Raw genomic sequence first — 11,812 nt, forward strand, 5'->3', positions numbered from 1 at the left:
CATTTCCCTGGTCGACTTGCGCGGTCGACTTCCGGAGCAAGTTCCCGGTCAACTCCCCCATCAGCAAGGATGGTTTTCGGGCGAGTGCCGTGCAACGATCGCGCCGTGAAGTTCTACGTTCTGGGATCCTTGCGAGTCTCCGATGGGGAAGGTCCGCCGATACCCCTGGTCGGGAGGCGAGACAGGGTGTTCTTGGCCGAACTCTTAGCCCATGCGGGACAATCGGTGTCGACCGATCACATTGTCGAGGCGACAACGCCGGATCCGCCTCCGACCAAGCGGGCCAACGCGGTGCATGTCAGGGTGTCCCGGCTCCGGTCGCTTTTCCGGTCCCTGGCCGGACCGGACACCGTCACGTCCGTGATATCGACCCAGCCGGGCGGATATCGGCTGGTGCCCGCCGAAGTCGACTCCGAGCAGTTCGAGAAGCTGCTCGCCGCCGCCATGCGGGAACGGGACAAGGGTTATCTCGACGGGGCGGCGGTGAGGCTCGAGCGCGCGCTGTCCCTCTGGGAAGGGGACGCGTTCAGCGATGCCGACGCGGGCGACTGCGTCGGGGCGGAGGCCGACCGGCTGGCCGAACTGCGGCTGGTCGCCCTGGAGGAGCAGACCGACGTCATGCTGGCCATGGGCGCCCACGCCCAGGTGGTGAGCAGGCTGAAGCCGCTCATCGAGCGGTATCCGCTGCGCGAGACCCTGTACCGCCACCTGATGTCGGCCCTCCACCAGTCGGGCCGGCCGGCCGAGGCGCTGGCCGTCTACGCCGATCTGCGGGCCAAGCTCGCCGAAGAGCTCGGCACCGAGCCGACCCCCGATGTGCAGCGCCTGTACCGGGCCCTGCTGTCCCCGCAGCCGAAGCACCACGGCTCGACCGCCGTATGGCCGCCGTTCGCGGTGCCGGCGAGCCGCCGGGCGCCCTCCCAACTCCCCGGTGACATCGCCGACTTCGTGCCCTGTGAGACCACGGACGTACTGGCGCCCGCCCTGACGGCGAGCGACCGCACCACCACGGCCGTCACCGCCATCACCGGCCAGGGCGGAGCGGGAAAGACGGCGACCGCCGTCCACCTGGCGCACCGGCTGCGCCCCTGGTTCCCGGACGGCCAGCTCTACGTCGATCTCGGGGGCAGCACCAGGCACCCCACGGACCCCGCGGCCGCGCTCGCCCAGATGCTCCTCGCGCTGGACCACCCGATGTCGGCGCTGCCCGAGGGGATCGGGGCCCAGGCCGCCTGCTTCCGTGACAGCCTCCGCGGCCGGCGCCTCCTGACGGTGCTCGACGACGCGGCCGACGAGGCGCAGATCCGGCATCTGCTGCCGGGCAACGTGGAGAGCGCGGTCATCATCACCAGCCGGGCGCGGCTCACCAGCCTCCCCTTCACCTCCCGGGTCGAGCACGACGAGATGAGCCTGCACCAGGCCCTGATGCTCTTCCGGCGGGTCCTGGGCACCTCGAGGGTGGACCGGGACCTCGCGGCGGCCCGCGAGGTGGCCCGGCGGTGCGGCTGTCTGCCGCTCGCCCTGCGCATCGCCGCGGCCAGGCTCGCGGCCCGGCCCCATTGGAGTTTCGGTGACCTCGCCCACCGGCTGACGCACCGGTCCAGGCCGCTGGACGAGCTCACCCACGGCCCGCTGAGCGTGCGCTCCTGCTTCGCCCCGGCCTACCACCGGCTGGCCGAGGACGATCGCCGCCTGTTCCGCATGCTCGGGCTGTCCGGTGTCCGGGTGCTGTCCGCGCCCCCGGGGACCGAGCTGCCGAGCCTCGCCGTTGCGGATGTGGCGGAGGCGCTGGAACGGCTGACGGACACCCGGCTGCTGAAGGTCGTCCACACGGGCGCCCCCGGCGCCGTGCCGCGGTTCTGGCTGCCCGGCCTGGTCTCCGCCTACGCCCGGGAGCGGGCGGAAGCGGAGGCGTCGGAGATCGAACGCGCGGCGGCCCAGGAGCTGCGGCGCCTGGAGGACCGGGAAGCCGCCGTCCCGGTCCTTCCGGCGGCGATCGGCCGGGCCCGCTCCGGCCGGCCCGGGTCATGGGGTCCGATGGGGAGGGAGCCTCTGTAGCCACGACGGCGCCGCAGACGATCGAAACGGTAGGTCAGGGCACTTCCAGCGGAGCGCTCAGCGGACCCGGTCGACGCGGCGCTCGTCCCAGACCGGCTCCGCCGTCTCGCGGACGACGCCGTCCGACCCGAAGACCAGGAAGCGGTCGAAGGACCGCGCGAACCAGCGGTCGTGGGTGACCGCGAGCACCGTGCCCTCGTAGGCTCCGAGCCCGTCCTGGAGTGCCTCGGCCGACTCCAGGTCCAGGTTGTCGGTGGGCTCGTCCAGCAGCAGCGCCGTCGTCCCGGCCAGTTCGAGCAGCAGGATCTGGAACCGGGCCTGCTGACCGCCCGAGAGCCGGTCGAAGGTCTGGTCGCCCTGGCGGTCGAGCTCATAGCGGCGTAGCGCGCTCATCGCGCGTCCCCGGTCCCGGGCGTGTTCGGTCCACAGGATGTCGACCAGCGTGCGCCCGAAGAGCTCCGGATGGGCGTGGGTCTGGGCGAAGTGGCCGGGCACGACCCGCGCGCCCAGCTTCCACTCCCCCCGGTGGGCGACGTCCTGCCCCGCCAGGAGCCGCAGGAAGTGGGACTTGCCCGAGCCGTTGGAGCCCAGTACGGCCACCCGCTCGCCGTAGAAGACCTCCAGGTCGAAGGGGCGCATCAGCCCCTCGAGCTCCAGCGCCCGGCAGGTCAGCGCCCGCACCCCGGTGCGTCCGCCCGCGAGCCGCATGGTGATGTCCTGTTTGCGCGGCGGCTCCGGCGGCGGCCCGGCCTCCTCGAACTTCCGCAGCCGGGTCTTGGCGGCCTGGTAGCGGGAGGCCATCTCGTCGCTGCGGGCCGCGTACCGCTGCATGTCCAGCACCAGCCGTTTGAGCTGGGCGTGCTTCTCGTCCCAGCGCCGCCGGAGCTCCTCGAAGCGCTCGAACCGCTCCTCGCGGGCGTCGTGGTAGGTGGTGAAGCCGCCGCCGTGGACCCACACATCGCTGCCCGCCGGGCTCGGCTCGACGCTGACGATCCGGTCTGCCGCGCGGGCCAGCAGCTCCCGGTCGTGGCTGATGAACAGCACGGTCTTACGGGTCTCGCGCAGCCGCTCCTCCAGCCACTGCTTGCCCGGCACGTCCAGGTAGTTGTCCGGCTCGTCCAGCAGCAGCACCTCGTCGGGCCCGCGCAGCAGCGCCTCCAGCACCAGCCGCTTCTGCTCGCCGCCGCTGAGCGTGCGCACCTCGCGCCACTGGGCCCGTTCGTACGGCACCCCGAGCGCCGCGGTGGTGCACATGTCCCACACCGTCTCGGCCTCGTAGCCGCGCGCCTCTGCCCAGTCGCTCAGGCTCTGGGCGTAGGCCATCTGGGCGGCCTCGTCGTCCCGCTCCATGATCGCCAGCTCGGCCTCGTCCACCGCGCGGGCGGCCTCGCGGATCCGGGGCTGGGCCACCGACACCAGCAGGTCGCGCACCGTCCGCTCATCGCGCACCGAGCCGATGAACTGCGGCATCACCCCCAGGGAGCCGCTGACCGTGACCGTGCCGCCGTGCGGCTCCACCTCGCCGGAGACCAGCCGCAGCAGCGTGGTCTTGCCCGCCCCGTTGGGCCCGACCAGGGCGGCCACGGTGCCCTCGGCGACGCGGAACGACACATCGCCGAGCAGCAGCCGTCCGTCGGGCAGGAAGTAGGCGAGGTGCGCGGCCTCCAGATGTCCCATGGTCCGGCATTCTCACGGCACGGCCGGGCGATCGGCAAAGCGATTTTCCGGCCCGGCGCGAGGATGCCCGGGTACGGCTGAACGCGGCGGCCCCGCCGTCCGTATGGAACGGTGAAACGTCCCCCGAGCAGGAGGCACCACCATGACGCAGTCGGCAATCCCCGGGCAGGGCACCACCCGCCGTGCCGTCGTCACCGCGGCCGGAGCGGCCGGGCTGGCCGCCACGCTTGCCGCATGCGGCAAGGACGACGACGGCGGGTCGGGCGGTGGCAGCGCGGACAGCGCCCAGAACGCCGGGAGCTCGCAGCCGTCGCAGGGCGCGGAGGCCGGCCAGTCGGGCGGCGCCGAGGGCGGCAAGTCGGGCGGCGGGGACGGCATGGAGCTGGCCAAGACCTCCCAGATCCCCGAGGGCGGCGGCATGGTCTTCAAGGACCACAAGGTCGTGGTGACCCAGCCCAAGGCCGGTGATTTCAAGGCGTTCTCGTCGATCTGTACGCACCAGGGCTGCTCGGTCGGCGATGTGAGCGGCGGCACCATCAACTGCCCCTGCCACCAGAGCAAGTTCGACATCACCGACGGCAGTGTGAAGGGCGGCCCGGCGCAGAAGCCGCTGCCGGGCGCGCAGATCAAGGTGCAGGGAAGCTCGATCTGGATGGCGTGACGGCCGCCGTCTGCCTGGATGGCGTGACGGCCGTCCGCCGCCAGCAGGCGGCCACCTCGTCGGCCGTGGTGACGGCGGCCACGAGGGCGAGGGTGTGGCGGACCATCGCCGGGGTGTACGAGGCGGGCACCCCGGCGATCGCGTCCTCGGGCACCACCGCCGCATAGCCGAGGTTGACGGCGTCGAAGACGGCGGCCGGGATCGCCACATTGGCCGACACGCCGATGATGACCAGCGTGCGGCGGCCCAGATTGCGCAGCAGCGCGTCCACCTCGGTCCCGGCGATCGGCGAGAGACCGTGCAGCCGCCGTACGACCAGGTCCTCGGCCGCCACCGGAACCGGTTCGGCGATCTCCACCGCCGCGCTTCCGGTGAGCTGCCGGACCGGCAGCCGCTCGACGGCCCGGAACAGCGGTGCGTTGCGGCTCGCGCCGCGTCCGTCGGCGCGCCGCTCGGCCACCGCGTGCAGCACCTGGACGCCCGTGTCGTGGGCGGCCGTCACCAGCTGGGCGACACGCCCGAGCGCACCGGACTCCTGGGCCACGGCGGCCAGTTCGGGCAGCGCGCCGTCCGGGCCCACCACACCGCGCTGGCATTCGACGGTGAGCAGGGCGCAGCCTTCCGGCCGGAGCAGTTCCACGAGGTCTTCGCGGGGGCGCGGGGGCGCGGCATCTTCGCGCGGGGGCGCGGCATCTTCGCGCGGGGTCACGGCGTCTTCGCGGGGGGTCACGGCGTCTTCGCGGGGGCGCGGGGTCACGGCGCGGGAGAGTAGCGTCCCTTGCGTCATCAAGGAAGAGCCAGCATCCTGTGCCGCACCACACGTTACCGGGAGGTACGGGTCGGATGACCGTCACCCAGCGGCGGGGGCGCCGCATCATGATGAGCCAGGACGAGCTGGACGCCTTCCTCGCCGAACAGCGCACCTGCCGGGTGGCGACCGTGTCCGCGGACGGGCGGCCGCATGTCAGCCCGCTGTGGTTCTGCTGGGACGGCACCGCCCTGTGGCTGTACTCCCTGACCCGCAGCCGCCGCTGGGCGGAGCTGCGCCGCGATCCGCGGATCGCGGTGGTGGTCGACGACGGGCACGACTACGGCGAACTGCGCGGGGTGGAACTCTCCGGTGAGGCGGTCCCCGTCGGCGAGGAGCCGCGCACCGGCGTGTCGTGCCCCGAACTCGACACGCCGGAGTGGATGTTCGCGGCGAAGTACTTCGGCCTGGACGCCATGCCGCACGACGGTCGGCACGCCTGGCTGCGCCTGGCCCCCGAGGCGATCCGTTCCTGGGACTTCCGCAAGATGCCGCAGGGCTGAGCGGCCCAGGTCGGTCGATGATCAGCCGGTGATCAGTCGATGATCTTCTCGCCGACCGACCGCAGCACCTCGACCGCCGCCCGGATCGAGGGCCTGCGGTCGGCGTCGGCGCGCCAGATCGCGTAGATGTGCCGCCGCATCGTGGGCTGGCTGACGGGCACCATCCGCACCCCCTCGGGCACCGGGCCGCGGCCCAGCCGGGGCACCACGGCGATGCCCAGCCCGGCGGCGATCAGCGAGAGCTGGGTGTGGTGCTCATGCGCGGTGTGCCGGATCCTCGGCTCGATGCCCTTGCCGCGCAGGGTCACCATCAGCCAGTCGTAGCAGAACCCGCCCTTGGGCCAGGAGATCCACTCGTCGTCCACGAAGTCCTCGGGCTCGACCGCGTGGCGGTCGGCGAGGGGGTGGTCGGCGGGCATCGCGACATCCACCGGGTCGTCCAGCAGGGCGGCCTTCACCAGCCCGCCGGGCATCGGCAGCGGTTTGTTGTACCAGTCCAGGACCACGGCCAGATCGATGTCGCCGCGCACCACCGAGGGCACCGACTCATCGGGCTCCATCTCCTGCAGCCGCACGTTCAGCTGCGGATGCTCGGTGCGCAGCCGGCTCAGCGCGTCCGGGAAGAGACCGCGGACGGCGGTCGGGAACGCGCCCAGCAACAGCTCGCCGACGGCGTGGCCGCGCTGCGCCTCCAGATCCGCCTGGGCCAGCTCCACCTGGGAGAGGATGCGCGCCGCGTGGTCGGAGAGCAGCCGCCCGGCGTCGGTGAGGCGGATCCCGCGCCCGTTCTTGGCGAGCAGTTGCTGACCGGTCTCCCGCTCCAGCTTGGCGAGTTGCTGCGAGACGGCGGAGGTGGTGACATGCAGCCCCTCGGCCGCCCCGCTCACGGATCCGTGGCGGGCCACGGCGTGCAGCGTGCGGAGGCGATCCAGGTTCATATAAGCGATACTACGCGATATCGCGAACGAATTCTCGCTTGTCCTAAGAGGTTGCAGACCACATCGTAAGGGCATGACCTCAGCCGCCGCCTCGGCACCCCCTGCCGCCGCCTCCACCGCGGAGCCCTCCTCCGAACCCGCCCGCCGACCGCTCCTCGACTGGCGCATCCGCTTCGGCGCGCTCTCCCTGGTCTGGGGTTTCAGCTTTCTCTTCATCAAGGTGGGCAATGAGGCGTTCGCCCCCTTGTACGTCACGCTCGGGCGGATGCTGTTCGGCACCGCCGTGCTGCTGGTGACGCTGGTGGTGAAGCGGGAGCGGCTGCCGCGCGGGGCGCGGGTCTGGGGTCATCTGGCGGTGGCCGCGTTCTTCCTCAACGCGCTGCCGTTCTCGCTGTTCGCCTACGCCGAGCTGACCATCCCCTCCACCCTGGCCGGGATCTGCAACGCCGCCTCGCCGCTGTGGGGGATGCTGCTGGCGGTGGTCGTGGTCTCCGACGACCGGCCGACCCGTCAGCGTGTCGCGGGCCTCGGGCTCGGCTTCATCGGCGTGTTGATCGTGCTGGGCGCCTGGCAGGGCTTCTCCGGCCAGGACCCGCTGGGCACGGCGCTGGCGCTGATCGCCTCGGCCAGCTACGCGGTCGGCTGGCAGTACGTCCGGCGCACGCTGAGCGAGACGGGCCACTCCCATCTGTCGATGTCCGGCGGGCAGCTGCTGCTCGGCACGGTGCAACTCGCGCTCGTGGCACCGGTGTTCGCGCCGACGCCCACCTCGTTCCCGGCCCTGCCCCTGCTCTCCGTGCTCGCCCTGGGCGCGCTGGGCACCGGGGTGGCGTTCCTGGTCCAGTACGGGCTCGTCGACGAGGTGGGCCCGACGACGGCGATGATGGTCACGTACTTCGTCCCGGTGATCGCCACCACCGCGGGCGTGGCGATCCTCGGGGAGCACCTCACCTGGAACACGCCGGTGGGCGCCGTGATCGTCCTCATCGGCGCGGCCCTGACCCAGCGGCGCTCCGGCACGCCCCGGGCCCCGTCCGGCGGACGTACCCGGACCGTACGGATCCATCGCACAGGCTCCTGAGCGCGTCGGGCGAAGTCCGCTACGGTTCGGCAGCGCCCCGAAGGGGCGCGGGGCGGTGTCGATGTGCGGCTCCGCCGCGGCTGTGTCGACGTGCGGCTCCGCCGCGTGGGCGACCGGCCACGATGGCGCCGCGGACGGCCGACGACGCATCGCGGCGCTTCCAGCGGAGCGCTCAGTCCAGCCGTCCCGACAGCNGCTTCCAGCGGAGCGCTCAGTCCAGCCGTCCCGACAGCGTCGCCCCCGCCGCCGCGGCCACCGCGTCGGCGACCGTGCCGATCTCGTCGGCGGCCAGCGGCGAGACCGTCAGCCGCACCGCCGGTGGCGAGGCCAGGCGGAAGCGCGCCCCGGGGGCGACGGCCCAGCCCGCCGCCAGCAGCCGGGCGACCGCGCCGGTCTCGTCCGGGACCGGCACCCACACATTCATCCCGCTGCGCCCGTGCGCGGCGATCCCTCGCTCGCGCAGCGCCCGCACCAGCGCCGCGCGCCGCGTGTCGTACGACGCCGCCACCGCCGCCGGGTCGACCGCGCCCGCCCGCCACAGCCGGGCGACCGCGCCCTGCAGCAGATGACTGACCCAGCCCGGACCCAGCCGCTGGCGGCCGCGCACCCGGTCCAGGGTGACGGCGTCGCCGGTGAGCACGGCGAGCCGCAGATCGGGGCCGTACGCCTTGGCGGTGGAGCGGACCAGCGCCCAGTGGTCGGTGCCCCCGGCCAGGGGGCGCAGGGGGATGTCCACGATGCCGTGCCCGTGGTCGTCCTCGATCAGCAGCACATCGGGGTGGGCGGCGAGGACACTCCGCAGCTCACGCGCGCGTGTCGCGCTCACCGCCGCGCCCGTCGGGTTCTGCGCCCGGTCGGTGACCACCAGCGCCCGCGCGCCCTGGGCCAGCGCGTGCTCCACCCGCTCGGGCAGCGGTCCGTCGTCGTCGACCCCTACGGGTACGGCGCGCAGTCCGAGCGCCGGGATCAGGTCGAGCAGGCTGCCCCAGCCGGGGTCCTCGACCGCGACCGCGTCACCGGGCCGCAGATGGGCGGCCAGGACCCGCTCGATCGCGTCGAGCGAGCCGGAGGTGACGGCGACCGGCCCGGGCGGCACCCCGTCCGCGTCGAGGGCGGCCCGGGCGAGCTCGGCCACCTCGGGGACGATGTCCGGCGCGCCGTACAGCGTGGGGCGCTCCGCCGCGCGCGCCGCGGCCGCCGCGAGCGGCGCGCCGAGCGGGGGCAGCAGGGCGGGGTCGGGGTTGCCGCTGGACAGGTCGCGCGCGCCGGCGGCGTCGACGCCGATCCACTCGCGGGGCGTGCTGGACGGGCGGGAGCGCACCCGGCTGCCCCGGCGCCCCGCCGTCTCGATCACGCCCCGTTCGCGCAGCACGCGATAGGCGGCCGCGACCGTATTGGGATTCACGCCCAGCCGCATGGCCAACTCGCGCAGGGGCGGCAGCAGTTGGCCCGGGGGCAGCTCACCGGCGCCGACCGCGCGCTCCACACTGGCCGCGATCTCGGCTGCGCGACGACCTGCGATCGGATATTCTCCTAGCACAAACGCTATTTTGCACTAGTGCAATGGAGGACGCAAATGCCCGCCCCGGACGCCACCGCCGCGACCAACGCGCCCGACAGCGCCTACACGCCGACCGACCGCACCGTGCCCACCCGCTCCCGCGAGCGCGCCTCGTACGACCGGGAGGTGGTGCACGCGATCCTCGACGAGGGCTACGTCTGCCATCTGGGCTTCATACGCGAGGGCGCCCCCGTCGTGCTGCCGACCCTCTACGGCCGGGTCGGGGAGCGGCTGTACGTCCACGGCTCGACGGGAGCGCGGCCGCTGCGCATGGCGGGCGGGGCGGGCACCGAGGAGCCGGGGCTGCCGGTGTGTCTCACCGTGACCCATGTCGACGGGCTGGTCCTGGCCCGCTCGGCGTTCCACCACTCCATCAACTACCGCTCGGTGGTGGTGCACGGCATCGCCCGCCCGGTGACCGATCCGGCCGAGCGCACCGCGGCCCTGGACGCCCTGGTGGACCATGTGGTGCCGGGCCGTGCCGCCGACTCCCGGCCCGCCAACGCCAAGGAGCTGGCCGCCACCGCCGTACTCCGCCTCGACCTCGAAGAGGTCTCCGCGAAGCTCCGCACCGGCGGGCCCAACGACGACGACGAGGACCTGGAACTCCCCCACTGGAGCGGCGTGGTGCCGGTCGCCCGCGCTTACGGCGCGCCGATCCCCGCCGACGACCTCGCGCCCGACACGCCGGTGCCCGGCTACCTCACCCGGCTCTGACCGGGCCGCCCCGCCGCCCTCCGGGGCTTCGTTCACGACGTCGCAGGAAGGGCGGCGGGCCGGTCATCCACCCGCCGTGAACTCCCGCTCCCCCTCCACCGGCGCCGAGGCCGCCACCGGCTCGGCCGCGGCGGCCTTCGGGGTGGAGGTCTGGGCGATCAGGGCGCCCGCCAGCACCACCGCACCGCCGACGACCTGCGCCACGCCCAGGCGCTCATCGAGCAGCACCCAGGCCAGAACGGTCGCGATGACCGCCTCCAGACAGGCCACCACCCCGGCCACCTGCGGTGAGAGCCGGCGCACCGACACCACCCCGGCGAGATACGCGAGCGCCGTCGCCACCAGCACGATCCAGGCGAGCAGCGCCGACGCGGGGACACGGGCGCCCGCCAGGTCGGCGCGCCCGGCGAGAACCGTCCAGTCCATGCCCCAGGGGCGGCTGACCACGGTCATCGCCACGGCCCCGATCAGCAGTCCGTAGGCGATGACACCGAGCGGATCCGCCGGGTCCTTGCCGTCGCTGCCGTGGTCGGAGAGGACGAAGTAACCCACCTGGCAGAACGCCGCGCAGAAGGCGAGCAGCACTCCGAGGGGGTTGAAGCTCAGCCCGGACCAGACCTCCACCACACAGGTGAGCCCGCCGACGGCCAGGACGACCCCGACCGCGGCGGCCCGGCTCACCGGCCGGCGCTGGACGAACCGCACCCACCCCAGCACCAGCGCGGGCGCGAAGTACTCGATGAGCAGCGCCACGCCCACGGGGATCCGGGAGAGCGCCGCGAAGTAGCAGGCCTGCACCCCCGCGACGGCCAGCAGGCCGAACCCCACCAGCAGTCCGGGGCGACGGGCCGGCAGCCCGCGATGGCGCCAGGCCAGGGGCAGCAGGACCAGGGCCGCGCCCGTCACCCGCAGCCAGGTGACCTCGAGCGGCGCGAGCCCCGCCTCGATCAGCGGTTTGGCGGCGACGCCCGATCCGCCGAACGCGAACGCCGACAGCAGGGCGAGCCCCAGGCCGACGTTCCTTTGCCGTGAGTGATCTCCGGATACGCGCACCCGGCCATCATGTCAGCTCACGTCAGCAGCGTCACCCCATTGACTACTGTCAGATTTCCCCCTCCAACGCGGTGCCCAGCGGCGGGACGGCGACACTCGCGCGCCGCGGCACCTCCATGGCACGACACTCCCGGTCCCGGACGACGTTCTCCTCCTCGGGGAGGGGAGGCGCGGAGAGCGGCCCTGATGGACGGGAACTGATGACCCGTCAGTATTGAATGTTCCGCTGCCCGGGGCTACGTTGCCCGGCACCGTCGCACCACACCCCGCAGCAACGCGCCGAAGGGACTTCCCCATGGCCGAGGTCAGCGCGCAGACACGCATCGAGGCACCGGCCGAGAAGGTCTGGGCCCGGCTGACGGACTTCTCCACGTACGGCGACTGGAACGCCACCCACACCAGCTTCCCGCAGGGCGGACCGGCCACATTGGAGGTGGGGGCCACCTATCAGGAGAACATGAAGCTGATGGGCTTTCCGGCCGAGGTGACCTGGGCCGTCGAGGAGTGCGAACCGGCCCGGCTGCTGACCACCCGGGGCAAGGGCCCGATGGGCGTGAACCTCGCCATGCGCTACTCGCTGACACCGGACGGCGATGCCACGACGGTGCGCGTCGACGGCGAGTTCACGGGGGCGGCGGTCTCCTTGATGGCCGGGAAGCTGAAGGACTCGGCCACCACCGCGCTCAATGAGTCGCTGCGCAAGCTGAGCGCACTGGTCGCCTGAATCCCCCCTCGGTTTCCCCTCGCCCCCGAGT

General features: G+C 73.1%; 11 protein-coding genes. 6 read left to right on the top strand and 5 right to left on the bottom strand.

All coding sequences use genetic code 11. The features are described 5' to 3' along the window. Positions 1-360: 360 nt before the first annotated feature. Positions 361-2,058, top strand: a complete 1,698-nt coding sequence (locus IEJ02_RS38170; protein ID WP_191068993.1) for an AfsR/SARP family transcriptional regulator — start codon at positions 361-363, stop codon at positions 2,056-2,058. Positions 2,059-2,115: 57 nt separating this feature from the next. On the opposite strand, the gene IEJ02_RS38175 is transcribed toward IEJ02_RS38170, so the two are convergent. After that, complete coding sequence (locus IEJ02_RS38175; protein ID WP_191068994.1) at positions 2,116-3,735, bottom strand: ATP-binding cassette domain-containing protein; 1,620 nt, start codon at positions 3,733-3,735, stop codon at positions 2,116-2,118. 142 nt (positions 3,736-3,877) lie between these two features. Between IEJ02_RS38175 and IEJ02_RS38180 the strand changes: the two genes are divergently transcribed. Further along, positions 3,878-4,396 carry a Rieske (2Fe-2S) protein gene (locus tag IEJ02_RS38180; RefSeq protein ID WP_137976662.1) on the top strand — a complete coding sequence of 173 codons (519 nt, stop codon included), beginning with the start codon at positions 3,878-3,880 and terminating at the stop codon, positions 4,394-4,396. On the opposite strand, the gene IEJ02_RS38185 is transcribed toward IEJ02_RS38180, so the two are convergent. Next, a complete protein-coding gene (locus IEJ02_RS38185; RefSeq protein WP_370467185.1) occupies positions 4,362-5,183 on the bottom strand; it encodes a cysteine hydrolase family protein in 822 nt (273 codons plus the stop codon). The genes IEJ02_RS38180 and IEJ02_RS38185 overlap by 35 nt on opposite strands. A 56-nt stretch (positions 5,184-5,239) precedes the next feature. Here IEJ02_RS38185 and IEJ02_RS38190 point away from each other — a divergent pair, with 56 nt between their 5' ends. Next, the gene (locus IEJ02_RS38190; protein ID WP_191068995.1) at positions 5,240-5,707 is read left to right on the top strand and encodes a pyridoxamine 5'-phosphate oxidase family protein; all 468 of its coding nucleotides are present in this window, start codon (positions 5,240-5,242) and stop codon (positions 5,705-5,707) included. Positions 5,708-5,739: 32 nt separating this feature from the next. Here IEJ02_RS38190 and IEJ02_RS38195 read toward each other — a convergent pair whose 3' ends face one another. After that, a complete protein-coding gene (locus IEJ02_RS38195; protein WP_137976665.1) occupies positions 5,740-6,645 on the bottom strand; it encodes a LysR family transcriptional regulator in 906 nt (301 codons plus the stop codon). A 73-nt stretch (positions 6,646-6,718) separates the two neighbouring features. On the opposite strand from IEJ02_RS38195, the gene IEJ02_RS38200 reads away from it, so the two are divergent. Beyond that, positions 6,719-7,726: a DMT family transporter gene (locus IEJ02_RS38200; RefSeq protein WP_191068996.1), complete on the top strand. Its 1,008-nt coding sequence runs from the start codon at positions 6,719-6,721 to the stop codon at positions 7,724-7,726. 211 nt (positions 7,727-7,937) lie between these two features. On the opposite strand, the gene IEJ02_RS38205 is transcribed toward IEJ02_RS38200, so the two are convergent. Continuing rightward, a complete protein-coding gene (locus IEJ02_RS38205; protein ID WP_191068997.1) occupies positions 7,938-9,266 on the bottom strand; it encodes an aminotransferase class I/II-fold pyridoxal phosphate-dependent enzyme in 1,329 nt (442 codons plus the stop codon). 36 nt (positions 9,267-9,302) lie between these two features. Here IEJ02_RS38205 and IEJ02_RS38210 point away from each other — a divergent pair, with 36 nt between their 5' ends. Continuing rightward, positions 9,303-10,004, top strand: coding sequence for a pyridoxamine 5'-phosphate oxidase family protein (locus tag IEJ02_RS38210; protein ID WP_191068998.1), 702 nt, complete (start codon positions 9,303-9,305; stop codon positions 10,002-10,004). A 63-nt stretch (positions 10,005-10,067) separates the two neighbouring features. Here IEJ02_RS38210 and IEJ02_RS38215 read toward each other — a convergent pair whose 3' ends face one another. Further along, positions 10,068-11,057 carry an EamA family transporter gene (locus IEJ02_RS38215; RefSeq protein WP_191068999.1) on the bottom strand — a complete coding sequence of 330 codons (990 nt, stop codon included), beginning with the start codon at positions 11,055-11,057 and terminating at the stop codon, positions 10,068-10,070. A gap of 295 nt (positions 11,058-11,352) precedes the next feature. Here IEJ02_RS38215 and IEJ02_RS38220 point away from each other — a divergent pair, with 295 nt between their 5' ends. After that, complete coding sequence (locus IEJ02_RS38220; RefSeq protein ID WP_137976669.1) at positions 11,353-11,781, top strand: type II toxin-antitoxin system Rv0910 family toxin; 429 nt, start codon at positions 11,353-11,355, stop codon at positions 11,779-11,781. Positions 11,782-11,812 lie beyond the last annotated feature (31 nt).

The organism is Streptomyces sp. 5-10 (assembly GCF_014712245.1).
Lineage (GTDB): Bacteria > Actinomycetota > Actinomycetes > Streptomycetales > Streptomycetaceae > Streptomyces > Streptomyces violaceusniger.